The following is a 22,723-nucleotide window of genomic DNA, read 5'->3' as shown; positions in this document are numbered from 1 at the left end:
GTCGTTATGAGCGCTCATAACGACCACTGCGCAGCACTCAACGGCCTGGGCGGGATCGGGGCGGGGCGGACCGCACACGCCCCGCCGCAGCGCGCATGCGACCCGCCCCAGCGCCCGGCTCCCCTCAGTGCTCCGACGCGCCCTCCGCCCCAGCGCCGGTGAAGGCGCGGACCTCCATCTCGGCGGCCTTCACGTCGTGCTCGGGCGCGGGCTTGGTGACGAGGGTGCCGACGATCCCGAGCAGGAAGCCCAGCGGGATCGAGACGATGCCGGGGTTCGAGAGCGGGAACAGGTCGAAGTCGGCGCCCGGGAACATCGCCTTCTCGTTGCCGGAGACGGCCGGGGAGAGCACGATCAGGATGAGACAGGCCGCGAGTCCGCCGATCATCGAGAACAGTGCGCCGCCGGTGTTGAACCGTCGCCAGAACAGGGAGAAGAGGATCGTCGGCAGGTTGGCGCTCGCGGCGACCGCGAAGGCGAGCGCCACCAGGAAGGCGACGTTCTGCCCGAGGGCCACCACGCCGCCCACGATCGCGAGGATCCCGATCGCGACGACGGTCCAGCGGGCGATCTTCACCTCGTCGTCCGCGGGGACCTCGCCGCCGCGGATCACGGAGGCGTAGATGTCGTGCGCGAAGCTCGTGGCCGCCGTGATCGCGAGCCCCGCGACCACCGCGAGGATCGTCGCGAAGGCGATCGCCGAGACCACGGCCATCAGCACCGGTCCGCCGAGGGCGAGCGCGAGCAGCGGGGCCGCCGCGTTCTCCCCGCCGGGCGTCGCGGGATCCCCGAGCACCTCGGGGCCGACGAGGGCCGCGGCGCCGTAGCCGAGGATCAGGGTGAGCACGTAGAAGATGCCGATGATCCAGATCGCCCAGACCACCGAGCGCCGCGCCTCCTTGCCGCTGGGCACGGTGTAGAAGCGCATGAGCACATGCGGGAGGCCAGCGGTGCCCAGGACCAGCGCGAGCCCGAGCGACAGGAAGTCCACGGGGTTGGGGTACTTCAGGCCCGGCGTGAGGATCGCCTCGCCGTCGGGCGACATCGCGATCGCTTGATCCAGCACGGCGGAGAAGTTGAAGCCATAGCGGCCCATGACCATGATCGCGAGGATCGCGACGCCGACGACGAGCAGCACTGCCTTGATGATCTGCACCCAGGTGGTGCCCTTCATGCCGCCCACGATCACGTAGACGATCATCAGGACGCCCACGACCACCACGGTCAGGGCCGTCGGCAGCTTGCCCTCGAGCCCCAGCAGCAGGGCGACGAGCCCGCCCGCGCCCGCCATCTGGGCGATGAGGTAGAAGAAGCAGACGGCGAGGGTGGTGAGCGAGGCCGCCAGGCGCACGGGGCGCTGGTTCAGGCGGAAGGAGAGGACGTCGGCCATCGTGAACTTGCCGGTGTTGCGCAGCAGCTCGGCGACCAGCAGGAGCGCGACGAGCCAGGCGACGAGGAAGCCGATCGAGTAGAGGAAGCCGTCGTAGCCGGCCATGGCGATCGCCCCGCAGATGCCCAGGAAGCTCGCGGCGCTGAGGTAGTCACCGGAGATCGCGATGCCGTTCTGCGGTCCGGAGAACGAGCGGCTGCCGGCGTAGAACTCGGCGGCGCTCGCCTTCTGGCGGGAGACGCGGAAGACGATGAACAGCGTGAACGCGACGAACAGCGCGAACACGATCATGTTGATGACGGGGTTGATCTCGTGGCTCATCGCAGCTCGCCCTCCTGCCCGTCGGCCGGGCGGGCGGAGTCCTCGAGGATCTCCCCGCTCTCCATCTCGGCGCGGATCGCCTCGGCATGGGGGTCGTAGCGCTTGTCGGCCCACCAGCGGTAGAGCATGGTGATCACGAAGGTGGTGATGACCTGGCCGAAGCCGAAGAGAAGGCCCACGGTGAGGTTGCCGGCGACCTTGATCGCGAAGAACTCGTGGGTCCAGCCCGCGAGGATCACGTACAGCAGGTACCAGACCAGGAACAGCACCGTGATCGGCACGATGAAGGTGAGGAACGAGCGGCGCAGCCGCTGGAAGTCCTCGGACTGCTGGACGGCGAGGCTGCGGGCGCCGACGGAGGAGGGATCTCCGAGCGGGTCGCGGCCCGAGGATCTGGGATCGGGCAGGGATGCGGACTCTGACATGCCGGGCTCCTTCGCTCGGACGTGCACAGGGGATCGCGGGAGGAGACCGCGATGCGTCCAATGTATCGTGCATCACACCTCCGGCGCCGGAGGAGCCCCGGGTGTCGCCCGTGTCAGCGCGCCGCGGCGGCCATGCGGTGGTCGTGCTCCTCCTCGGAGAGCCGCAGGGCGTCGGTCTCCTTCAGCAGGTCACGGCCGCGGGTCTCGGGCACGAGGAACGTCGCGCCGGTGGTGATCGCGGCGAGGGTCGCCATGTAGACGGCGAGCACGATCCAGTTGCTGTCGGTCCAGGCGAGCAGCGCCGCGCCGAGGACGCCCGCCAGTCCGCCCGCGAGGACGGCGGAGATCTCGCGGGCCATCGCCACGCCCAGGTAGCGGTGGCGGGCGCCGAACATCTCGGGGAGCAGGGAGCACTGCGGGCCGAGCATCGAGTTCACGGCGACGCCGATGCCGATGGCGATCACGGCGATCGCCACGGCCTCGGTCCCCACGGACAGCAGGTACCAGGCGGGGAACGTGTACAGGAGCATGAACACGGCGCCGAAGCGGTAGACGGGCACGCGCCCGAAGCGATCGGAGAGGTGGCCGGTGAGGGGCACCGAGAAGATCCCGATGAGACTGCCCAGGGTCACGCCCCAGGCGACGGCGCCCTTGTCCAGCCCGATCGCCGCGGAGGTCACGAAGGCCAGGGCGAGCGACTGGAACATGTAGCTGCCGCCGTTCTCGGCCATGCGCAGGCCGATGCCGACGACCACGCCCGGGCGGCCGGTCGTGAAGATCTCGCGGATCGGGTGGTCGGCGATCTGCTCGTGCTTCTCGAGCTGGACGAAGGTGGGCGTCTCGCGCAGCCGCGCCCGGATGAACAGGGCGATGAGGATCAGCACGAAGGAGGCCAGGAACGGCAGCCGCCAGCCGTAGGAGAGGAAGGCGTCCTCGGGCATCAGCAGGGTGAGCAGGGAGAAGACGAGCCCGGCGAGCAGCGTGCCCGCCTGGATGCCGATGAACGGCAGGGCCGAGAAGAACCCGCGCCGACGCACCGGGGCGTACTCGGCCATGAGCACGGTCGCACCGGCCTGCTCGGCGCCGGCGCCGAAGCCCTGGAGCAGGCGGAGGATCACCAGCAGGATCGGGGCGACGTATCCGGCGGAGTGGAAGGTGGGCAGCACGCCGATCAGGGTCGAGGCGCCGCCCATCAGCAGCACCGTGATCACGAGGATGGTCTTGCGGCCCACCTTGTCGCCGAGGGCGCCGAAGAAGAGGCCGCCGAAGGGCCGGGCCACGAAGCCGACCCCGTAGATCCCGAAGGCGGCGACGGTGTTCATCGCGGCGTTGCCCTCGGGGAAGAAGAGGGTGTTGAACACCAGGGCGGTCATCAGCCCGTACATCGCGAAGTCGAAGTACTCCATCGCGCTGCCGATGGACGAGGAGAGCGTCGCGCGACGCAGGTTCGCGGCGTACTCGGCCTCGGGCATGTCCTGGGCGCCCTCGGGGCGGGCGGAGCGTGGCGTCGAGCTCATGGCATCTCCTTCGATGCGGGCGGGGCGGCCCGAGCGGGCCGGACCGGGCGCGGCCGACGGGGCCGGCCGATGGCCCTACTGTACTCATTCGCGAACGCAGTGCAACCCGTTGAACGCTCGGATCTCAGGGACGGCGCGAGAGGGGGTTGGTGAGCGCGTCGGCGAGCGTCAGCAGCGCGGCGCCGAGCTCGTCGACCACGGCGTCGCCGGCCTCGGAGGCGGCGAGCGCGACGCCCACCGCCATGCGCGGATCACCGGGCTGCCAGGGCTCGAGCGGGACGGCGACGCCGTGGATGCCGGGGAAGGACTCGCCGCGGTCGATCGCGTATCCGCGCCCGCGGCCGGCGCCGATCTTCTCTCGCACCGCTTCGGGGCTGGTCACCGACTCCTCGGTGGTGGGCGTGAAGTCGGCGGCACCGAGCACCGCGTCCACCTCGGCGTCGTCCATGGCGAGCAGCATGGCGTTGCCGACCGCGCAGTGGATGAGCGGCAGGCGGGAGCCGAGCGGGGTGCCCAGGCGCTGGCGGCGCCCCTCGTGGCGGGCGAGGTAGAGGGCGTCGGGGGCGTCCAGCATCGCGATCTGGACGACGTGCCCGCGCAGCACGGGATCGCCCTCCACGGCGGCGAAGAACTCGCGGACCTGGTTGAACTGGGAGGCGAAGGCGCCGCCCAGCTCGGCGGTGCGGATGCCGAGCCGGTATCCGCTCTCGACGCGATCGATCATGCCCTCGTTCTCGAGCGCCTGGCAGATGTTGGACGCCGAGGACTTCGCCATGCCCACCTCGCGCGAGATCTCGGAGAGGGTGAGCGGTCCCCGCGCCCGCTCGAGCGCCCCGAGGATCCGCAGGGAGCGGGTCACGGCGGGCGAGGGATCGCGGGGCTCGGTCGACGGGCTCTCGTGACGGGTGGTCTTCGTGCTCTGGGGCGCCACGGCGCTCCCCTTCCCTGCGCGGTCGACGCGGCGGGCGCCGCGCGGGGCGCTCGCCCCCGTCGGCCCGTCGCGCCGCCGCACTCAGTAGAACTCGACGGTGTCCACGGCGTTGCGCAGCGGGCGCCCGTCGAGGTGGTGGGCGAGGTTGTCCACGAACAGTCGCACGATCCTCTCCTCCTCGCGGGTGTCGAGGGCGGCGGTGTGCGGGCTGACCAGGACATGGGGATGATCCCACAGAGGGCTCGCCGCGGGCAGCGGCTCGGTCGCGAAGACGTCGAGCGCGGCGAAGCCGATGCGGCCGTCCTCGAGCGCGCGCAGCAGGGCGGGCTCGTCGACGACGGTGCCGCGTCCGACGTTCACGAGGATCGTCCCCGGGCGCGCCTTCGCGAGCACGTCCTCGCCCACGAGGCGCTCGGTCGCGTCGGTGCCGGGGAGGGTGAGCACGACGGCGTCGGCGCGGGCGACGGCGGCCGCGAGGTCGTCGATCGGCACGAGTTCGTCGACGCCCTCGACCGCCTCGCCGCTGCGGGTCGTGCCGAGCACGTGGGCGCCGAGCGCGCTGAAGCGCGCCGCGCAGGCCTTGCCGATGCCGCCGAGACCGACGACGAGCACGGTCATCTCGTCGAGGTGCCGCATCTCCCAGCGCTCGCTCCACTCGTGCTCGCGCTGCTGGGCGAGCAGGCGCGGGAGCGACTTCGCGCCGGCGAGCACCCCGAGCACGGCGAACTCGGCGAGCGGGGCGCCGTGCACACCGGCGGTGGTCGTGAAGGCGATGCGCTCGAGGTCCTCGGAGGCGAGTCCGGCGGCGCGCACCTGGGAGCCGCCGCCGGCGGCCATCGTCTGCACCCAGCGCAGGCGCGGGTTCGCGCGGACGGTGCGGGCGAGGGCCGCGGGGTCGACGTCGGGCAGCGAGAAGAGCACGTCGGCCGAGTCGACGAGCGCCTCGTAGTCGGCCTGCTCCTGGGCGGTGCGCACGTGGTCGGGGTCCCCCGCCCAGTCGGCGGGACCGCGGCGGGGCCGGTAGAGGCGATGGTCGTAGGCGACCTCGACGCGCGGCTCGGACTCCTCGATGAGTCGGCACAGCTGATCCGGGAGGTCCACGGCGATGACGACGCGGGGACGCTCCCCGGGCGCGGTGGGGACGGCAGGGGCGGCGTCGGTGGATGCGTGACGGGGCACGGGGAGCTCCTTCGCTCGGTGGGTGGCGGTCCACCCACCCTAGCGGACGTTCAACATGTTGAACACTGTTCCGTCCACTGGTCCCTGGGTAGTCTGCGTCCATGAGCCACGACGACACCGTCCGCCCCGATCCCTCCGCGACCGCCCAGCCCTCCTCCCCCGCTCGCGTGGGCGTGCTGGGCCTGGGGGCCATGGGCCTGCCCATGGCCGAGCACCTCCTCGCGGCGCACGGAGCGCTCACGATCCACTCCCGCACCCCGAAGCAGCAGCTCGTCGACCAGGGGGCCCGCTGGGTCGGGACCCCGCGCGAGCTCGCCGAGGCCTCCGACGCGGTGCTGGTCATGCTCCCCGATCTGCCGGAGCTCGAGGCGCTGCTCGAGGGGGCGGACGGGCTCCTCGCCGGCGCGGGCGAGCTGCTCGTGATGATCGGCTCGACCTCCTCGTCGATCGGCGTCCGCGCGCTCGACGAGCGGCTGCGCGCGAACACCGAGGGCCGGGTGCGCCTCGTGGACTGCCCGGTCTCCGGCGGGGAGGACGGCGCGAGGGCCGGGACCCTCTCGATCATGCTGGGCGGCGAGCAGGCCGACACCGACCGCGCCGCGGCGCTCCTCGCGCTCTGCGGGACACCCGTGCGACTGGGTCCTCTCGGGGCCGGTGAGGTCGCGAAGTCCTGCAACCAGATGATCGTCAGCGCGACCGCGCTCGCCCTCGGGGAGGTCACGGTGCTCGCCGAGCGCAGCGGCCTGGACCTGGACACCCTGTTCGACGTGCTGCAGGGCGGCTACGCGGGATCGAACCTCACGGCCTCCCGCCGCGAGAAGTTCGTGACGGGCGACGACTCCCCCTCGGGCGTCGCGAAGTACATGGTCAAGGACCTCCGCTTCGCCGGCGAGATCGCCGAGGCGACCGGCACCCGCGGAGCCCTCCTGCCCGCCCTGCGCGCGGCGTTCGACGAGCTCGTCGAGGCGGGCCTGGGCGACCGCGACCTCGCGACCACGCGGCGCTTCACCGAGCAGCGGGGCTGAGGGGCACCTGCGGGAGCCTGCGCAGGCGCCGCATGATGTGCGCCGCGACGAAGGGAACCTCGAGGTCGCGGAGGGCGAGGTCCAGCAGCTGGGCCCGATCACGCGGCTGCGCGATCCGCGTCGTCGCGTCGACGTTCTCGTACCGATCCAACAGCGTGGAGATCAGCTCAGGACAGCGCATGCTCTCGTTCGAGGTCTGCGAGATCGTGAGGACCAGCGCACCGCTGCGCCACACGGCGCGGCGCAGGCCCTTGTCGAGAGCGGCGATCGCTCGATCGCGCGCGGATCCGCCGAAGAGCACCGCATGACTTCCCCACCGTCGAGGCGATCGGGACGGCGCCGGTCACGATCGTGGCACGCCACGCGCGCCGTCGGGCGCCCCGTTCTCCTCAAGCGCCGTCCAGGGGTGAGTCCCCACCTCGGACCTCTCCCAGACCGGCAGAAGCTGCTCCTTCTCCCAGCGTCGCTCCGTCGCGCGCAGGGCTCGAAGCCACCGGGGGTACATCCATGGGCGCAGAAGGTTGGCGTTTCCCGGAGCAGCAGTGATGCCAATGCCGGAAATCAGCAACATCACGACGATGACGGCGAGGGCTGCCAGCCCCCCGAGCAGAGCCACGATCGCGTCGAGGTTGGACCCGCCGACACCGAGCAGAGAGAGGAACCCAGCGCACCCGACGCTGAGGACCCACACAGCCGTGACCGGCCACCACAGGAGGAAGAACATCTCTGCGTCGAGTTGGCGTTGTGGCTGCCAGGCTTCCCACCCCCGCACCCAGAACCTCGCTCGGCGCGTGCGACCTCGCCGCATCCAGATCGCCAGGACGAGCAGCATCGCTCCGACGGGGAGGCACGCGAGCTCCAAAGCCGACAACAGCACGTCGGTCACGGCAACTCCTCCTCGGAGCGGGTTCAATGCGTCCGGTTCCACTGGGGACACCGTTCGGACGCACCATCCTGACACCGTCGCAAGATCTTCGCCATGGGGAGTTCTCACCATGGTGCTGCGGAACGCTCCAATTTAGGATCTTGTCCTGCACGCCCCAGGGAACCATAACGGCACAGAGGCAAGGTCATGAACTCATTCTTCGGCATGGACGTCGATTCCGCTCGGGCCCATGCACAGAAGCTGGACGCCTCTGCTCAATCCGTCCTCTCGACCATGGACGCTCTCGACGAGCTGATCAATTCGATTGTGGGCAGCGCGTGGAGCGGCCCCGATGCTGATGACTTCCGGGAGACCTGGGCCTCGCGAGTGCTCGGATCCGGTCATGCCGCCGGGGAGCGTCTGCGCCAGCTCCGTGGCAACCTCCTCGACCAAGCGGACGATCAGGAACGAGCTTCGGGTGCGGAGGCGAGCGACGGAGGACTGGAACCGTTCGGGCCGACCACCACACCTCCGATCGCTCCGCCTTCTGCAGGTCCCATCTCTGCCGCAGCGAACGCCAGTTTCCTCGGGATCGACTTCGGCGACATCTCCTGGGGAGAGTTCGGGTCCAATCTTCTCGAACGGATCGGCATCAGCCCCGAGGACTGGACCGGAGGCATCGTCTCGGGCACACACAGCTTCGCCAAGCGATTCGGCGAGCATGCCATCGGCAAAGTTCCCGGGTTCGTCCCCGTGATCGGTGACGTATTCACCGGCCTCCTCGCGGGGGTTGATCGGTGGAACCAGGACGAGGGTCGCGACGACCTCAGCATCCCCGAGCGCCTCGGGCGCGCGGGGGTGGATGGGATCGCCAACGGCTTCGGTTCATTTGTCGGGGGCGCCCTCGGCTCTGGACTGCTCGGCCTCCTGGGAGTCGGTGGGGGTGCCGTCGCCGGTGCGGAGACAGGCCCAGGCGCCGTGGTGACCGGAGGCGCCGGCGGAGTCGTGGGGCTCATCGCCGGCGATCTGATCGGGGGCTACGTCGGAGCGACAGTCGCTGATGCAGCCGTCGACACGTTCCTCGATTGACGCCCCCTCTCCTCCACTGCCTGCCCGCACAACACGACACGGAGGAAACGCCATGCCAAGCGACGCGAAGTCCGAACACCTCATCTCCGTCGAAGGGCTCCCACCACAGCGCCTCTCTCTGCCCTCGACCTGGCAGCGGACTGCGTCATTCCGTGACCAGGAGCTCGAGCGGCCGGACAGTCAGATCCTCGCGACATTCGTGGAGGACCGCACTCTGGACCCAGCCGTCCGCAGTAGTGCCGTGCTCGCCCGCGTTCGCAGTCTTGGTTCTGCAGACCTCGCGACCTGGCAGGATGCAGTCCTGGCTCGTCGCCTTGACACGTTGCCCGACCTGCAGGTTCTCGAAGGCCGAGCGGCACGCGCCGACGGCGACCCAAGGGGCACCTGGTACACGGCACTGCTGATGACAGATCCCAGCGCGGTCACGCTTCTCGTGCGCTCGTGGTCGCGAATAGTGGATGGGCAGGGCGTGACCTTGACCCTCACGACTCTCCCCACCGTTGACTCCGCATACTCGGAGATGCTCGACTCCATCGCCCTCTCATGGCGATTCGAGAAGGGAGGCCATGCATGAGCACTGCCATCCCACAGTTCCCGACGCTCATCTCAACTGCCGAGGCTCAAGCCCTCCGCTCTCTTCGGAGCGGCGACTTGGAGGCCGGGGATGCGTTCGACGCAGGTGAGCGTCTCGCGGCCGTTCGGCACATCTGTGAAGCCAGCGGCCCGCATCTTCGTCTGGACGTCGCCGCGCCCGGACTGATGACACGGCACGACCTGTATCCGTCCCGATACGGCCTTGCTCGCATCTCATCCGGCCACGACGACGCCGAGGCCGTTGTCGCCCCGGTTCCGTTGCTGCCAGGAATCCTCGCGAGACTCATCGGTCTCGCCCCCACGGCAGCTCCGGATCCGAGCGTCACCTTGGGGCAGGTCCCGGTTGAGTGTCTCGATGCCGTATTTGAAGAGTCGCCCGCACGCTCGGAGGCGGCTCTTGCATACATCGCACGCAACGTCGAGGACCCGAGGGCTGTCGGGACGCACTCGGCACCGTTGCGCCGCCTGTTCAGATTGCGGCGCACCCCAGCGGGGGCCGGGCCGACGGTGATCGGTGGGATCCTCGGCGCCACGTCCATGATCCTCATCAAGGGTGCTCTGCGTCCTGCCAGCTCGACTGAGCTGTTCCGAGCGGTGTTCACCGCTGCTCGACCGAGCCGCTCTCGCTGACCCACGCGGGGACGAGCTCGCCTGCCTCCGCGCGCACGAACGGGCGGGCCTCCCGAAGGAGACCCGCCCGTCGTGGCCCGTCGGCCGTCCGGAGACGGCGCCTGGGGCTCAGAGCTCGCGGAGCGTCACAGCATGCAGCTGACGCAGCCCTCGACCTCGGTGCCCTCGATCGCCATCTGGCGCAGGCGGATGTAGTAGAGGGTCTTGATGCCCTTGCGCCATGCGTAGATCTGCGCCTTGTTGACGTCGCGCGTGGTGGCGGTGTCGGGGAAGAAGAGCGTGAGGCTCAGGCCCTGGTCCACGTGCTTGGTGGCCTCGGCGTAGGTGTCCACGATCTTCTCGTAGCCGATCTCGTACGCGTCCTGGTAGTACTCCAGGTTGTCGTTCGTCATGAACGGCGCCGGGTAGTAGACGCGGCCGATCTTCCCCTCCTTGCGGATCTCGATCTTGGAGACGATCGGGTGGATCGACGAGGTCGAGTGGTTGATGTAGGAGATCGACCCGGTCGGCGGGACCGCCTGCAGGTACGCGTTGTACATGCCGTGGGTCTTCACGTCCTCGCGCAGCTGCTTCCAGTCGTCCTGGCTGGGCAGGTGCACGTTCGAGTTCGCGAACAGCTCGCGGACCTTCGCGGTGCGCGGCTCCCACACCTGGTCGGTGTACTTGTCGAAGTACTCGCCGGTCCCGTACTTCGAGTTCTCGAAGTCGTAGAACGTCTCGCCGAGCTCCTTGGCGAGCCCCATGGAGGCCATGATGGCCTGGTAGGTGACCGCGTAGAAGTACATGTTCGTGAAGTCCAGGCCCTCGTCGGACCCGTAGTAGATGCCCTCGCGCGCCAGGTAGCCGTGGAGGTTCATCTGCCCCAGGCCGATCGCGTGGGACTTGCGGTTGCCCTCGGCGATCGTGGGCACGGACTCGATGTCCGAGGTGTCCGAGACCGCCGTCAGCGCGCGGATCGCGGTGCTGATCGTGCGCTCGAAGTCCGGCGAGTCCATTGCCTTGGCGATGTTCAGCGACCCCAGGTTGCAGGAGATGTCGCGACCCATCTCGTCGTAGGTGAGGTCGTTGTTCATGTGCGACGGGGTCGCGACCTGGAGGATCTCCGAGCACAGGTTCGAGTGGGTGACCTTGCCGGCGATCGGGTTCGCCTTGTTCACCGTGTCCTCGAACATGATGTACGGGTAGCCGGACTCGAACTGGATCTCCGCGAGGGTCTGGAAGAAGTCACGGGCCTTGATCTTCTTCTTCGCGATCCGCGGGTTGTCGACCATCTCGCGGTAGTTCTCGGAGATCGACACGTCCGCGTACGGCTTGCCGTACTCGCGCTCCACGTCGTACGGGGAGAACAGGTACATCGGCTCGTTGTTCTTCGCGAGCTCGAAGGTGATGTCGGGGATCACGACGCCCAGCGAGAGGGTCTTGATGCGGATCTTCTCGTCCGCGTTCTCGCGCTTGGTGTCCAGGAACCGCATGATGTCCGGGTGGTGCGCGTGGAGGTACACCGCGCCCGCCCCCTGACGCGCGCCGAGCTGGTTCGCGTAGGAGAAGGAGTCCTCGAGCAGCTTCATCACGGGGATGACGCCGCTGGACTGGTTCTCGATGTGCTTGATCGGCGCACCGTACTCGCGCAGGTTCGAGAGCAGCAGGGCGACGCCGCCGCCGCGCTTGGACAGCTGCAGCGCCGAGTTGATGCCACGGCCGATGGACTCCATGTTGTCCTCGATGCGCAGCAGGAAGCACGAGACGAGCTCGCCGCGCTGGGCCTTGCCGGCGTTGAGGAACGTGGGGGTCGCGGGCTGGAAGCGGCCGTCGAGCACCTCGTCGACGATCCGGCGGGCCAGCTCCTCGTCACCGCGGGCGAGGGTCAGGGCCACCATGACCACGCGGTCCTCGAAGCGCTCGAGGTACCGCTTGCCGTCGAAGGTCTTCAGCGTGTACGAGGTGTAGTACTTGAAGGCGCCCAGGAACGTCGGGAAGCGGAACTTCTTCGCGAAGGCCTGCTCCGACAGCTCCTCGACGAAGTCGAAGGAGTACTGGTCCAGCACCTCGGACTCGTAGTACTCGTTCTCGACGAGGTAGTCGATCTTCTCCCGCAGCGAGTGGAAGAACACCGTGTTGGGGTTCACGTGCTGCAGGAAGTACTCACGGGCGGCGAGACGATCCTTGTCGAACTGGATCTTCCCGTCGGCCCCGTAGAGGTTCAGCATCGCGTTCAGCGCGTGATAGTCGAGGGACTTGTGATGCTCCACCGAAGGCATCTCGGTCAGTGTCGCCAAAACTCTTCCAATCCGTCGTGGACCTGCTGCACGTCTCGCGGCGTGCCCAACAGCTCGAACCTGTACATGTGCGGGACCCGGCACTTCGCCGAGATGATCTCGCCGGCCAGCCCGTAGGCCTCGCCGAAATTCGTGTTCCCCGCGGTGATGACGCCCCGGATCAGATCCCGGTTGCGCTGATCGTTGAGGAACTTGATGACCTGCTTCGGGACTGCTCCGCGTCCGTTGCCGCCGCCATAGGTCGGCACCATCAGCACGTACTCCTCGTCCATGACGAGGGGATCCTCCGTGCGATGGAGTGGGATCCTGCTGGCCGGCATGTCCAGCTTCTGCACGAAGCGATGGGTGTTGCCGGACACGGAGGAGAAGTAGACGAGGGTTCCCATCCTCCTCACCTCCGCATGATCGGGAGCGCTCAGATGGCTGCGGCGCGGGCGCCCTCGGCGCCGACGGCCGCCACGGCCTTGATCTTGTCGGGGCGGAAGCCCGACCAGTGGTCCTCACCTGCGACCACGACGGGTGCCTGCACGTAGCCCATCGACTTCACGTGGGCGAGCGCCTCGGCGTCCTCGGTGATGTCGACGACGTCGTAGTCGACGCCCGACTTGGTGAGAGCGCGCTTGGTCGCGTCGCACTGGACGCACATGGGCTTCGAGTACACGGTGATGGCCATCGGGCGATGCCTTTCTCGGTGGGGATCGTGTCGCCGGGGCCCGCGCTGCGGGATCCGGTGTGCGAAGGAGGGTGTGTGGGGCGGGGATCGAAGGGTGTTCGACGAGGTCGTCGAGGGGTTCTCGCGGCCTGCCGAGCGCTGCCCTGCGGGATCCGCGCCGACCTCTCCAACACTACACCTAGTGGTGCCCCGACGTCTGCACCACAAGATGTACTGAACTACAAGACTGTTATCCACAATCCGATGGTGACGGACTGTGGATGGACGTGGGTCAGCTGGGGACGAACGCGCATCGTCTGCGCGGATGCTGTGGACAGCGCTGTGGAACGTCCCGATGCACCCCGTCCTACGGTGGACGACGGCTCCCCCGCCGACCCGTCGGACAGTGGCGCGCGCCCCGAAAATCGGTGTCGGATCGGCGTGTCGTCGGCGTGTCGTGCCGCGCCGCCTCCGGACCGCCCCTGCGGGGCCCTTCGTCCACAGTCGGACGCCCTCTCGGCGTGTCGTCAGAACCTCGCCGGCGGGGCACCCCGATGCGGCTCGACATGAGGGCGCAGCTCGACCCCGGAGCACGGGCACTCCGTTCAGTTGCGTGGGGCTCCGGTCAGGAGCGCGGGGGCTCCTCGCCCTCCGTCGTGCCGTCCTCCGCGGCGTCGTCGGCCGCTGCCGCCCAGGCGTCGCCGTCGGCCGGCTCGGTGCGATCGATGCCGGCAGCGGTGGCCTGATGCGGCTCGTCCCCGGACTCGGGGACTGCGGCGCTCGTCGCCTCCGGCTGCGCCGACCGCGCCGCCTCGAGCTGATCGGCGGCCGCGGAGAGGTCCTCGGTCGGTGCCGCGGGCGGGATCTCGCCGGTGCCGGGCACAGGTGTCAGCGGACCGATCCTCACGGAGGTGCTCTCGGCCGACGACGCGGCCGCATCCTCGTCCGATGCGGTCGACGCGGCCGCGGCTTCCGATCCGTCCGGCTCGGCCACGGAGTCGGCGTCAGAGACGACGTCGCCGTCGGCGGACGCCTCAGGCGCCGCGACGGGCTCGTCGGAGTCCTCAGCCTCGCCGGGGCCCTCGGTCGTGCCGGCGTCCGCCGCCTGTTCCGAGGCCTCCTCCTGGTCAGAGGCCTCGTCCTCCGGATCCGCCTCGAGGGATCGGCCGTCGGCCTCGACGAGGGTCCTCAGGACCTCGCGCAGGATCTCGACCTGGGCGAGGGCCTCGGCCGCGCCGGCATGGGGCTCCTTGCCCTTCTCGACGAACTCGTGGAAGGCCTCCCACATGGACTCGGCCGCACCGAGATCGGAGGAGCGGGAGGTGACGACCACGCGGCCGTGCTCCTTCTCGCGCAGGGAGCTGCGCGAGCGCGAGTCCACGAACGACGGCGGCTCGAGCGCGAGGTCGATCCGCTTGCGGGCCGAGAGCACCTCGTAGGTCTCCGAGTACTCGGGGGCGAAGGGGAGGTAGTGCCAGACCAGGCGCACGGGAGCGCCGTCCTCGAGCTCACCCAGCAGCTCGAGGGAACCGGGGATGACGCCCTTGGGCCAGTGGCGCACGGCGGTGAGCTCGGTGAGCGGACCGTAGATGCGCTCGGTGATGGCGAGCTGGTGGGCGATGCCCGTGAGCAGCCCCTTCACGTAGAGGTCGCGATCGCGCTGGGTCGCGCCCTCCCCCGCGCCGGCGACGACGGCCTCCTGCAGGGTCTTGCGACGCTCCTGGCGCTTCTCGGAGGGCAGGTCGTAGGCCGAAGCGGTCACGTGGGCGCGTCCGAAGAGGGGGCCGGAGGCGGGCATCAGCACCTCGTGGTCGATCATGCGCACGTCGCGCGCGCGGATGTTCTCGACCACCTCCTCGAGCACTTCGTCGTACTGCTGCGGGTAGGCCATCATCACCAGACGTCGGCCCACGAGCCGCTCGAAGTCGCTGATCCTGGCGACCTCCTGGGCGGAGTACCCCAGCGGGGGCTCGACGAGCACGGGGATCCCGCGCCGCAGCAGCAGCAGGAGATCCTCGACGTGCAGGCCGTCGGTCGCGAGGACCGCCGCATCGAGGGCGACGTCCTTCGCGCGCACGGCGGTCATGAGGTCGGCGACGGTCTCGAAGCGATGCTCCTCCTCGACGCCCCAGACGTCGGCCGATTCGCGCCGACGCCGCGGCGAGTGGTCCACGAGAGCGGTCACCGCGAAGCGGTCCCAGCGGCGGCGCAGCACGGGCAGATGCACGGCCTGCGCCATCGTTCCGGCACCGATGACGGCGATGTTCAGGATCCTCGGCATGCGGGCGGTTCTCCTCGCGGGATGAGCGGGACGGGCAGGTCACGGGCGGAGCGGGCCGACCAGGAGCCGGAGCGTGCACGGGCGCGCGCGGGCATGCGCGAGGTGCTCGGGCTCCGCGTCCACCGCCGTCGGCACGTGCCGCTGTTCTACCACAGCGCGCTGATCCGGACCCTCGCGCGGCCCGCGCGGCGAGGGCGCCGACACAGGGTGTGGGAGGCGCGACCGAGCGCCGCTATCGTGGTGCCCGTGCCGTTCCTCTACACGCTCACCCGCCCGTTCCTGGGGCCCATGTTCACCGCCTATTGGCGCCCGCGCATCACCGGGATCGAGAACATCCCGCGCACCGGCGCGTTCCTGGTGGCCTCCAACCACCTCGCCAACGTGGACAGCTTCCTCATCCCCGTGGTGTCCCCGCGCATGGTCCGGTTCGTCTCCAAGGACGTGTTCTGGAAGACCGGCGGCCTCAAGGGCCGCATCCAGAAGTGGTTCATGAACTCGGTGGGCACGGTGCCGCTGGACCGCGAGGCGCTGAGCTCCGGCCGGGGCGCGCTCGACGCCGCCCTGGACGTGCTGAAGGCCGGTGAGGGCTTCGGCATCTATCCCGAGGGCTCCCGCAGCCGGGACGGGCTGCTGCACAAGGGTCAGCCAGGCGCGGCCTGGCTCGCCCTCGAGTCCGGCGCCCCCGTCATCCCGCTGGGCCTCGCAGGCACGCAGAACCTGTTCCTGAAGGGCCGGAAGATGCCCACCCGGTACCGTCCCGACATGCGCTTCGGGGCACCGATCGATCTCTCGGACCTGCCGACGGACCTGAGTGCGGGCGCCCGCAGGCGCCTGGCCACCGATCGGATCATGACCGAGATCCAGCGTCTCTCCGGCCAGGAGTGGGCCCCGGGCGCGCAGCCCCGCGGCGCGGGGACCGGCGCGAGCGCATAGGATCGTTCTCCCCGCCCGACACAGGAGGTCAACGTGGCAGTGGTGGTCGGCTTCATCCCCACCCCGGTGGGATTCGACGCGCTGGACACGGCGCGCACCGCGGCCGAGGAGCGCGGCGGCCCGCTGATCGTGGTCAACGTGGTCAGGCAGGGCGACGAGCAGGATCCCCGCCACGCGAGCGAGGGCGACCTCGATGCGGCGGCGGACCGCCTGCGCGGCTCGGCCGTGCGGGTCGACATCCGCCAGGAGAGCAGCGAGGATGACATCGCCGACGTCCTGCTGGACACCGTCGAGCGTGAGAAGGCCGAGCTGCTGGTGATCGGTCTGCGCCGCGAGCGCGACGTCGCCCGGCACCTCCTGGGCGTCACCCCGCAGAAGCTGCTCCTCTCCGCCCCCTGCGACGTGCTCGTCGTCTGAGGGCTTCCCCCTCCTCCGGGGGCTTCCCCCTCGTCCGAGGGTGCTCCGCGCGTCCGCGCGCGCACCGGACACAGCGAGGCCCGGACCCGATCGCTCGGGTCCGGGCCTCGCCCGTGCGGCGGCGTGCTCTCACGCCGCCGGTGGGATCACTCGGAGCGCGGGTCCGCGCCGGGGATCTGGTCGCCGCCGTTCTCGCGCACGGCCTTCTCGATGCGCTCGCCGACCTCCTGGTCGATGTTCTTCCAGTACTGGAAGGCGTTCGAGAGCACCGGCTCGATCACGGTGGCGAGGCCGCCGGAGACGGTCTCGATGAGACGCTCGCGCTCGCCCTCGTCCATGACCTCGCGGACCAGCGTGTGGGCCTGGCCGAAGTCGTCGTCATCGGAGCGCAGGGTGTAGGCCTGGCGCACCAGGGTGCCGTCGGACTCCCAGCCGTTGTCGACCGGGCCCTGGGCGTCCTGGTACGAGCGCCCGAACGAGTTCGGGGAGTACACCGGGGCGTTGCCGCTGTGGAAGAACTCCATCGAGCCCTCCTTGTCGTAGGAGTTGGTCTCCACGACAGGACGGTTCACGGGCAGCTGGTTGAAGTTGGTGCCCAGGCGGTTGCGCTGCGCGTCCGGGTAGGAGAACACGCGGCCCAGCAGCATCTTGTCGGGCGAGACGCCGGTGCCGGGCACGAGGTTCGAGGGGCTGAAGGCGGCCTGCTCGACCTGCGCGAAGTGGTTGACCGGGTTCTGGTTCAGCGTGAAGCGGCCGACGGGGATGCGGGGGTAGTCCTTCTTCGACCAGGTCTTCGTGAGGTCGAAGGGGTTGAAGCGGTAGGTCTTCGCGTCCTCGTAGGGCATGATCTGCACCTCGAGCCTCCAGGACGGGAAGTCGCCGTTCGAGATCGACTCGAAGAGGTCGCGGCGGTGGTAGTCGCCGTCCAGGCCGGCGAGCTCGTCGGCCTCGTCGTTGGTGAGGAACTCCAGGCCCTGCTCGGTGAGGAAGTGGTACTTGACCCAGAACTTCTCGCCGGCCTCGTTGACCCACAGGTAGGTGTGGGAGGAGTAGCCGTTCATGTGGCGCCAGCTCTTGGGCAGGCCGCGGTCGCCCATGAGGTAGGAGACCTGGTGGGCACTCTCCGGGGAGAGGGTCCAGAAGTCCCACTGCATCGTGTTGTCGCGCAGGCCGGAGTCCGGGGTACGCTTCTGGGAGTGGATGAAGTCGGGGAACTTCATGGGATCGCGGACGAAGAACACCGGGGTGTTGTTCCCGACGATGTCGAAGTTGCCCTCCTGCGTGTAGAACTTCAGCGCGAAGCCGCGCACGTCACGCCAGGTGTCGGGAGAGCCGAGCTCGCCGGCGACGGTTGAGAACCGCGCGAGCATCGGGGTCTTGGCGCCCTTCTGGAAGAGGCCGGCCTTCGTGTACTGCGAGACGTCCTCGGTGATCTCGAGCTCGCCGAAGGCGCCGGAGCCCTTGGCGTGCGGGCTGCGCTCCGGGATGCGCTCGCGATCGAAGCGCGCGAGCTTCTCGACGAGGGCGACGTCGTGGAGCATCAGAGGACCGTCGGGGCCGACGGAGAGGGAGTTCGCATCGCTCTCGCGCGGGGCGCCGTTCTCGGTGGACGAGGGGATGGTCGGCGTGGTGTCGCCGGTGGGGTCGAACGTGGTCACGATCTCTCCTTCTCGGGGCGAGCCCCGGCAGCGTTCGCCGGGACGTTGGGGGTCCCGCACCGCTCGGGCGAGAGCGGTGCGGGGGTTCGCAGTTCTTCGCAGTGTTCGACGGATGTCGCTGGGATCGACGGAACTCTGATCAGCAGATCTCAGCCGGCTCCGGCGCCGCTCGGGACCGTGGCCCCGGGAGACGCCGATGCCGTGCGGCATGCGGAGCACACGCCGCGGAACAGCACCTCCGCGACCTCGATCTCGAAACCGTGGTCGTGGGAGGGCGTCAGGCACGGCGCCTCGCCGATCGTGCAGGGCACGTCCTCGAGGCGACCGCACACCCGGCACACCATGTGGTGGTGGTTGTCGTGCCGGTGGATCTCGTAGCGGGCTGCGCTGCGGGCACCGGTGGCGACGCGGCGCAGCAGGCCCGCATCGGTGAGCGCGTGCAGCACGTCGTAGACGGCCTGGCGCGACACCGTGCCGAGTCGTTCGCGCACCGCGGCGGCGATGTCATCCGCCTCGGCATGCTGACACTCGGCGACGACCGCGAGCGTCGCCAGCCGCGGAGCGGTGACGCGCAGACCCGCGGAACGCAGGTCTTCAGCCATGTCGGTCGTCATGTCTCCAGGCTACTACGTTTTCTGGACCAGATCCAGAAGATGACTGCGTCAAGCCTGTGTCACGCACAACCATCGATGGTTTTCTGACACACCGCGACCCGACCGCCATCTGCGATCGGGTCGCGGACATCATGCGAGCTGTCACCGCACGGGCGGGGTCACTTCCCGGGCTGGCGGCAGATCCACGGGAACGCGGGAGCGATCCAGCAGATCACTGCCTCCTGGTGCAGCGGATCGGACGCGGCGACGCCGCCCTCGAGGGCGCGCTCCCGGGGTGTCTGGACCTGCTGCCCGTCACCGGCGATGACGGCACCCTGGGACTCGGCTGCGGAGGCCGCTCCCGGGATGGCGAGGCCACCGATGCAGAGCGCCGTCGCGGCGAGCAGAGCGGACGTGGGACGCGAGAGGGTACGAAGTGAACGGGACATGGCAGGGCTCCTCAGCAGATCAACCAGGTGGACGGGCCGTCGTCGGCCCTACGACCATGGCCCACCTGCCGCCTGAGCACCGCACTCGGTTCCTGACACAGGAGGAGCCGCGATCGTGCTCGCACACTACGCTGAGCATGATGCGCTCCCAGGGAACCCTTGAGACACGACGCGTCGAGTCGACGGTGAAGACCGGTCGACTCCACGCCCTGTGGGCGCGCGCCCTGAACGGGCTGTTCCGACCCTCGGGCGACATGTCGGGGTCACTGAGGATCAGCGCCGGAGCGACCGTCGCGATCACCCTCTTCCTCGCGGTCCTCATCGTTCCCTCCACGTTCCCCTACGGCGCGCCGTCGGCTCTCATGGGGATAGGCCTCAGCCTTGCCGGCGGCCTCGCCCTGGTCCGCCCCGTCTCCGGAGGCGTTCTGACCGGCATCGTGCTCAGCCTCGCGCTGATCGATCCGGGCTCGACCCCGGGGCTCGGTGTGCTCGTCTCGCCGATCTCACTCGCCACCTGCGCCGGTGTCGGGAGACTGCTCCCTGCGATCGCGATCGGGGTGTGGCATACCGGCGTCATCACGATCGCCTCGGAGCGGACGGCGCACACGAACGCCGAGCTGTTCGCCAACGCGCTCGTGTGGATCTTCCTGCTCGCAGCCGCCTATCTGCTGGGGGCCATGTGGCGCTCGATGATCGTCCATCTCGCCGCCGAGCGCGCCCGTCACGCCTTCGACCTCGCCGAGCAGCGCCGCGCCATCGCGCGCGACCTGCACGACACGGGGGTCCGGGCGATCACCGAGGTCATCCTGCTCGCGGAGACCGCGCAGCACGCCGACGGCGTCTCCCCCGCGGAGGCCGAGGCGTTCGCGAGGATCTCGCGCACCGCTCGCCTCTCGACCGATGAGCTGCGCAGCCTGATGGAGTCGCTGCGCACGGACGTGCCGGTCGACGGGGCCACGGGCCCGACGACCTACGGCGTCACGGTCCACGCGGCGAGCTGGGACGATGCGCTCCAGGCCGCGCGCGATCGGCTGCAGGCCGCGGACTTCACCGTGAATCTCAGCTCGGAGTCCGATGCGCCGGTGCCGCCGTCGGCCAGCCCGGTGCTCTCGCGGTGCCTGTGGGAGATCGTGGCCAACGTGATCCGCCACGCCGACAGCGAGTACCCCGTCGCGATCATGTCCGCGAGCATGTCGGATGGTGTGGAACTGCTGGTCCGCAATACGATCGACCACGACCCCGTCGTCCGCGTGGACGGCGGCGACGGTCTTCGGGGCCTCGGCGAGCAGCTCGAGGCCGCCGGCGGATCCATCGAGACCCAGCGCGACGGGGACACCTTCCTCACTCGCATCCAGCTCCCCACCGATACCGACCGGTGACGGCCCGACCCAACCCTCGCGCCCCATCGCCCCGAGAGGACGACGCCCCTATGATCACCGTGCTGATCTGCGACGACGACCCCATCGTCCGCACAGCCCTCGAGGGCTACCTCGCCCGGGAGGACGACGTGCACGTGGAGCGGTCGGTCGACAGCGCGGAGGCAGCTCTCGAAGTCCTGGACGCGGGGGCGCCCGACGTGGTGCTCATGGACCTGGTGCTGCCGGGCATGGATGGCATCGCCGCGACGCGTCGGATCAGCGCCCGTCCCGGAGCGCCCGCCGTCATGGTGCTCACGACCTTCGGCACCGAGGAGCAGGTCGCGGCGGCGATCGGCGCGGGCGCCGTGGGCTTCCTGCTGAAGTCGACCACCGCTGCGGCCCTCGCCGCGGCCGTGCGCGCGGCGGCGGTGCGCGCGGGGACCGTGATCACCCCGGAGCTCGCTGCGCATCTCGCCCAGACCGCGTCGAAGGAGAGCGGCGACGGCTCGCTCGCCCCGCAGGCCAGCGCCGAGCGCTCCCCCTCCCCGTCCACGCACCCGCAGGACGGCGCCTCGCCGGACGCCGCCGGCGGCTCGATGCCCCTGCCGGTGGCGTCCCCGACGTCGGACGACGCGGACGGGATGCAGGACACCGACGCCGACGCCGCCGCGGCGCGCTTCGCCCTCACCGACCGCGAGCGGGACGTCCTCGAGCTCGTCTGCGAGGCGGAGTCCAACGCGCGGATCGCCGAGCGCCTGAGCCTCTCGGAGTCCACGGTGAAGTCGCACGTCGGCTCCCTGATGACGAAGCTCGACTGCTCCTCGCGCCTGCAGGTCGCCGTGCGCGCGTTCGAGCTGGGGCTCGTCTCCGCTCCCCATCGGAGGCAGTAAGCAAACCGCCCCAGGGCGAGGACGCAGGACGCACCACGCACAAATGGGCAACGCCCCCGGCCTGCTCGGGCCAGGGGCGTTGCGTGATACTACTCAGTCGTCCAGGTGGTCGATGGCGTAATCCGCCTCTTCCTGGGTGAACTGCTCGCCATACTCCGAGGTGAGCTGGTCGCGAATCTCCTCGTTGGACATGGACATGGTCTCTCGGTAGCTCTTCGCCGACTTCACAGCGTTGGCCTTCCAATCAGCATCGACGTTGTCCACCGCGTACTGCGCAGCGTCATCGGGGAACTGGCCGCCGGCATCCGCCGTCAGCTGGTCGAAGAGTCCCTTCTTCGACATCGGGAAGGTCTCCAGGTAGCTCTCGGCCTGGTTCAGCGCCGCCTCGTACTCCGCGGGCACATCGCCCGACTTGTCGTCAGCCTTCTCGTCCTCGGCCTTCTCGTCCTGAGTCGTCTCGTCCTCAGTCGTCTTCTCGGCCTTCTCCTCGGAGGCACTCTCGTCGCCATCCGTTGTCTGCTCCTGGCTGGTGGCGGCGCTCGGCTCCGCCGACGACTCGTCATCGGAGCCTCCCCCGCTCATGGCGGTGGCGATGACCGCGATGATGACGATCACGAGCACGAGCACAGCGCAACCGCCGCAGCCGAGCCCGATCCATTTCCCCTTCCCGGCCTTCTTGGCCGGTACCGGCTGCTGAGAGCCGGTCTGCCCATCGGGCTGAGACCCGAACTGCGGTGCCGGCGGGGGCGTCGAATTCTCTGTCATGGCGGTTCCTTCGAGGAGATGGGGACGATGCTCGCTCAGTATCTGGTTACCAACCGGTCGTTTCGGGCGAAGTTACGCATTTGAGACCCGCCGTGACCTAACTGAGACGCAGGTCAGCGGCGAGTTCGTCGATGACTGCGAACACCACGCCGCGGAGTACCGAGGAAGAGAGGCTGAGCCTGGCAGTCGTGCTCGAAGAGCCCCAGCGCGCTTCTCACGCCGGTGATGCGGGATGCGTGTCTGCATTCGCTCTGCCAGGGCGCCATGACGAATCTCGGATCCGACGCCTGCGTCAGAAGGACAGGTCGGGCGATCCGTGGATCGTGAATGCCGGGGCACACGCACGTGCCCACATGAGATCGACCCCCGCCGCTCGAAAGCGACGGGGGTCGATCTGGGGTGCTACCGCGGAGCCGCCAAGGAGAATCGAACTCCTGACCTATTCATTACGAGTGAATCGCTCTGCCGACTGAGCTATGGCGGCC

23 protein-coding genes and 1 tRNA gene are annotated in these 22,723 nt (G+C 69.4%); 8 read left to right on the top strand and 16 right to left on the bottom strand.

The features are described from left to right. Positions 1-124: 124 nt before the first annotated feature. The 5 genes from ACFQ53_RS13665 to ACFQ53_RS13645 all read right to left on the bottom strand — a co-directional run bounded on the left by ACFQ53_RS13665 (position 125) and on the right by ACFQ53_RS13645 (position 5,763). The gene (locus ACFQ53_RS13665; protein WP_377860560.1) at positions 125-1,711 is read right to left on the bottom strand and encodes a cation acetate symporter; all 1,587 of its coding nucleotides are present in this window, start codon (positions 1,709-1,711) and stop codon (positions 125-127) included. Next, a complete protein-coding gene (locus ACFQ53_RS13660; RefSeq protein ID WP_377860558.1) occupies positions 1,708-2,136 on the bottom strand; it encodes a DUF485 domain-containing protein in 429 nt (142 codons plus the stop codon). Before ACFQ53_RS13660 ends, ACFQ53_RS13665 begins: the two co-directional genes overlap by 4 nt. Before the next feature lie 113 nt (positions 2,137-2,249). Beyond that, entirely contained in the window at positions 2,250-3,653 is a 1,404-nt protein-coding gene (locus tag ACFQ53_RS13655) for an MFS transporter (protein ID WP_377860556.1), read from the bottom strand. Positions 3,654-3,777: 124 nt separating this feature from the next. Continuing rightward, positions 3,778-4,584 (bottom strand): IclR family transcriptional regulator, encoded by an 807-nt coding sequence (locus tag ACFQ53_RS13650; protein WP_377860554.1) that lies wholly within the window; start codon positions 4,582-4,584, stop codon positions 3,778-3,780. Between the two features lie 81 nt (positions 4,585-4,665). Further along, complete coding sequence (locus ACFQ53_RS13645; RefSeq protein WP_377860552.1) at positions 4,666-5,763, bottom strand: D-2-hydroxyacid dehydrogenase; 1,098 nt, start codon at positions 5,761-5,763, stop codon at positions 4,666-4,668. Between the two features lie 101 nt (positions 5,764-5,864). Between ACFQ53_RS13645 and ACFQ53_RS13640 the strand changes: the two genes are divergently transcribed. Further along, entirely contained in the window at positions 5,865-6,788 is a 924-nt protein-coding gene (locus tag ACFQ53_RS13640; RefSeq protein ID WP_377860550.1) for an NAD(P)-dependent oxidoreductase, read from the top strand. Here ACFQ53_RS13640 and ACFQ53_RS13635 read toward each other — a convergent pair. Beyond that, the gene (locus tag ACFQ53_RS13635) at positions 6,769-7,089 is read right to left on the bottom strand and encodes a hypothetical protein (protein ID WP_377860548.1); all 321 of its coding nucleotides are present in this window, start codon (positions 7,087-7,089) and stop codon (positions 6,769-6,771) included. The genes ACFQ53_RS13640 and ACFQ53_RS13635 overlap by 20 nt on opposite strands. Before the next feature lie 42 nt (positions 7,090-7,131). After that, entirely contained in the window at positions 7,132-7,674 is a 543-nt protein-coding gene (locus ACFQ53_RS13630) for a hypothetical protein (RefSeq protein WP_377860546.1), read from the bottom strand. A 186-nt stretch (positions 7,675-7,860) separates the two neighbouring features. On the opposite strand from ACFQ53_RS13630, the gene ACFQ53_RS13625 reads away from it, so the two are divergent. Genes ACFQ53_RS13625 through ACFQ53_RS13615 form a run of 3 tightly spaced genes read left to right on the top strand, consistent with a single transcriptional unit; the run spans position 7,861 to position 9,966 of the window. Then, entirely contained in the window at positions 7,861-8,742 is an 882-nt protein-coding gene (locus tag ACFQ53_RS13625) for a WXG100 family type VII secretion target (RefSeq protein ID WP_377860544.1), read from the top strand. A 52-nt stretch (positions 8,743-8,794) separates the two neighbouring features. Then, positions 8,795-9,316: a hypothetical protein gene (locus ACFQ53_RS13620; RefSeq protein WP_377860542.1), complete on the top strand. Its 522-nt coding sequence runs from the start codon at positions 8,795-8,797 to the stop codon at positions 9,314-9,316. Then, positions 9,313-9,966 carry a hypothetical protein gene (locus ACFQ53_RS13615; protein ID WP_377860540.1) on the top strand — a complete coding sequence of 218 codons (654 nt, stop codon included), beginning with the start codon at positions 9,313-9,315 and terminating at the stop codon, positions 9,964-9,966. The genes ACFQ53_RS13620 and ACFQ53_RS13615 overlap by 4 nt, the downstream gene beginning before the upstream one ends. A gap of 125 nt (positions 9,967-10,091) precedes the next feature. On the opposite strand, the gene nrdE is transcribed toward ACFQ53_RS13615, so the two are convergent. From nrdE to ACFQ53_RS13595, 4 genes are all read right to left on the bottom strand, one after another. Next, a complete protein-coding gene (nrdE, locus tag ACFQ53_RS13610) occupies positions 10,092-12,224 on the bottom strand; it encodes a class 1b ribonucleoside-diphosphate reductase subunit alpha (protein WP_377860538.1) in 2,133 nt (710 codons plus the stop codon). Positions 12,225-12,229: 5 nt separating this feature from the next. Next, positions 12,230-12,628 carry a class Ib ribonucleoside-diphosphate reductase assembly flavoprotein NrdI gene (gene nrdI / locus ACFQ53_RS13605; RefSeq protein WP_152352162.1) on the bottom strand — a complete coding sequence of 133 codons (399 nt, stop codon included), beginning with the start codon at positions 12,626-12,628 and terminating at the stop codon, positions 12,230-12,232. Positions 12,629-12,657: 29 nt separating this feature from the next. Beyond that, entirely contained in the window at positions 12,658-12,915 is a 258-nt protein-coding gene (gene nrdH, locus ACFQ53_RS13600) for a glutaredoxin-like protein NrdH (protein WP_377860536.1), read from the bottom strand. 604 nt (positions 12,916-13,519) lie between these two features. Further along, complete coding sequence (locus ACFQ53_RS13595) at positions 13,520-15,175, bottom strand: Gfo/Idh/MocA family oxidoreductase (RefSeq protein ID WP_377860534.1); 1,656 nt, start codon at positions 15,173-15,175, stop codon at positions 13,520-13,522. A 21-nt stretch (positions 15,176-15,196) separates the two neighbouring features. Between ACFQ53_RS13595 and ACFQ53_RS13590 the strand changes: the two genes are divergently transcribed. Together ACFQ53_RS13590 and ACFQ53_RS13585 are read left to right on the top strand one after the other, a co-directional pair. Beyond that, complete coding sequence (locus ACFQ53_RS13590) at positions 15,197-16,108, top strand: lysophospholipid acyltransferase family protein (protein WP_377860532.1); 912 nt, start codon at positions 15,197-15,199, stop codon at positions 16,106-16,108. 33 nt (positions 16,109-16,141) lie between these two features. Then, positions 16,142-16,525: a universal stress protein gene (locus tag ACFQ53_RS13585; RefSeq protein ID WP_152352165.1), complete on the top strand. Its 384-nt coding sequence runs from the start codon at positions 16,142-16,144 to the stop codon at positions 16,523-16,525. Between the two features lie 146 nt (positions 16,526-16,671). Here the strand turns inward: ACFQ53_RS13585 and ACFQ53_RS13580 are convergent, their stop codons facing one another. From ACFQ53_RS13580 to ACFQ53_RS13570, 3 genes are all read right to left on the bottom strand, one after another. Then, on the bottom strand, positions 16,672-18,183 hold the full coding sequence (locus ACFQ53_RS13580) for a catalase (RefSeq protein WP_377860529.1): 1,512 nt from the start codon (positions 18,181-18,183) through the stop codon (positions 16,672-16,674). A 149-nt stretch (positions 18,184-18,332) separates the two neighbouring features. Continuing rightward, positions 18,333-18,797, bottom strand: coding sequence for a Fur family transcriptional regulator (locus tag ACFQ53_RS13575; protein ID WP_249480913.1), 465 nt, complete (start codon positions 18,795-18,797; stop codon positions 18,333-18,335). Between the two features lie 158 nt (positions 18,798-18,955). Further along, entirely contained in the window at positions 18,956-19,225 is a 270-nt protein-coding gene (locus tag ACFQ53_RS13570; RefSeq protein ID WP_377860527.1) for a hypothetical protein, read from the bottom strand. 137 nt (positions 19,226-19,362) lie between these two features. Here ACFQ53_RS13570 and ACFQ53_RS13565 point away from each other — a divergent pair, with 137 nt between their 5' ends. Then, entirely contained in the window at positions 19,363-20,604 is a 1,242-nt protein-coding gene (locus ACFQ53_RS13565) for a histidine kinase (RefSeq protein WP_377860525.1), read from the top strand. 50 nt (positions 20,605-20,654) lie between these two features. After that, complete coding sequence (locus tag ACFQ53_RS13560; RefSeq protein ID WP_377860523.1) at positions 20,655-21,473, top strand: response regulator; 819 nt, start codon at positions 20,655-20,657, stop codon at positions 21,471-21,473. A gap of 93 nt (positions 21,474-21,566) precedes the next feature. Here ACFQ53_RS13560 and ACFQ53_RS13555 read toward each other — a convergent pair whose 3' ends face one another. Both ACFQ53_RS13555 and ACFQ53_RS13550 read right to left on the bottom strand, forming a co-directional pair. Further along, positions 21,567-22,238, bottom strand: coding sequence for an Ltp family lipoprotein (locus ACFQ53_RS13555; protein ID WP_377860521.1), 672 nt, complete (start codon positions 22,236-22,238; stop codon positions 21,567-21,569). Positions 22,239-22,649: 411 nt separating this feature from the next. Further along, a tRNA-Thr gene (locus ACFQ53_RS13550) sits at positions 22,650-22,722 on the bottom strand. Position 22,723: the final 1 nt, after the last annotated feature.

Source organism: Brachybacterium sp. NPDC056505 (genome assembly GCF_042794925.1).
GTDB lineage: Bacteria > Actinomycetota > Actinomycetes > Actinomycetales > Dermabacteraceae > Brachybacterium > Brachybacterium kimchii.
This window is presented reverse-complemented; position numbering and strand designations above follow the sequence as displayed.

Bases quoted from the DNA above. Each gene is read 5' to 3' on its own strand.
- ACFQ53_RS13660 (WP_377860558.1), bottom strand. From the start codon at position 2,136: ATGTCAGAGTCCGCATCCCTGCCCGATCCCAGATCCTCGGGCCGCGAC.
- ACFQ53_RS13615 (WP_377860540.1), top strand. From the start codon at position 9,313: ATGAGCACTGCCATCCCACAGTTCCCGACGCTCATCTCAACTGCCGAG.
- ACFQ53_RS13560 (WP_377860523.1), top strand. From the start codon at position 20,655: ATGATCACCGTGCTGATCTGCGACGACGACCCCATCGTCCGCACAGCC.
- ACFQ53_RS13570 (WP_377860527.1), bottom strand. From the start codon at position 19,225: ATGTCCCGTTCACTTCGTACCCTCTCGCGTCCCACGTCCGCTCTGCTC.
- ACFQ53_RS13655 (WP_377860556.1), bottom strand. From the start codon at position 3,653: ATGAGCTCGACGCCACGCTCCGCCCGCCCCGAGGGCGCCCAGGACATG.
- nrdE (WP_377860538.1), bottom strand. From the start codon at position 12,224: ATGCCTTCGGTGGAGCATCACAAGTCCCTCGACTATCACGCGCTGAAC.
- ACFQ53_RS13665 (WP_377860560.1), bottom strand. From the start codon at position 1,711: ATGAGCCACGAGATCAACCCCGTCATCAACATGATCGTGTTCGCGCTG.
- ACFQ53_RS13565 (WP_377860525.1), top strand. From the start codon at position 19,363: ATGATGCGCTCCCAGGGAACCCTTGAGACACGACGCGTCGAGTCGACG.
- ACFQ53_RS13595 (WP_377860534.1), bottom strand. From the start codon at position 15,175: ATGCCGAGGATCCTGAACATCGCCGTCATCGGTGCCGGAACGATGGCG.
- ACFQ53_RS13625 (WP_377860544.1), top strand. From the start codon at position 7,861: ATGAACTCATTCTTCGGCATGGACGTCGATTCCGCTCGGGCCCATGCA.
- nrdI (WP_152352162.1), bottom strand. From the start codon at position 12,628: ATGGGAACCCTCGTCTACTTCTCCTCCGTGTCCGGCAACACCCATCGC.
- ACFQ53_RS13590 (WP_377860532.1), top strand. From the start codon at position 15,197: ATGAGCGGGACGGGCAGGTCACGGGCGGAGCGGGCCGACCAGGAGCCG.
- ACFQ53_RS13575 (WP_249480913.1), bottom strand. From the start codon at position 18,797: ATGACGACCGACATGGCTGAAGACCTGCGTTCCGCGGGTCTGCGCGTC.
- ACFQ53_RS13640 (WP_377860550.1), top strand. From the start codon at position 5,865: ATGAGCCACGACGACACCGTCCGCCCCGATCCCTCCGCGACCGCCCAG.
- nrdH (WP_377860536.1), bottom strand. From the start codon at position 12,915: ATGGCCATCACCGTGTACTCGAAGCCCATGTGCGTCCAGTGCGACGCG.
- ACFQ53_RS13555 (WP_377860521.1), bottom strand. From the start codon at position 22,238: ATGACAGAGAATTCGACGCCCCCGCCGGCACCGCAGTTCGGGTCTCAG.
- ACFQ53_RS13620 (WP_377860542.1), top strand. From the start codon at position 8,795: ATGCCAAGCGACGCGAAGTCCGAACACCTCATCTCCGTCGAAGGGCTC.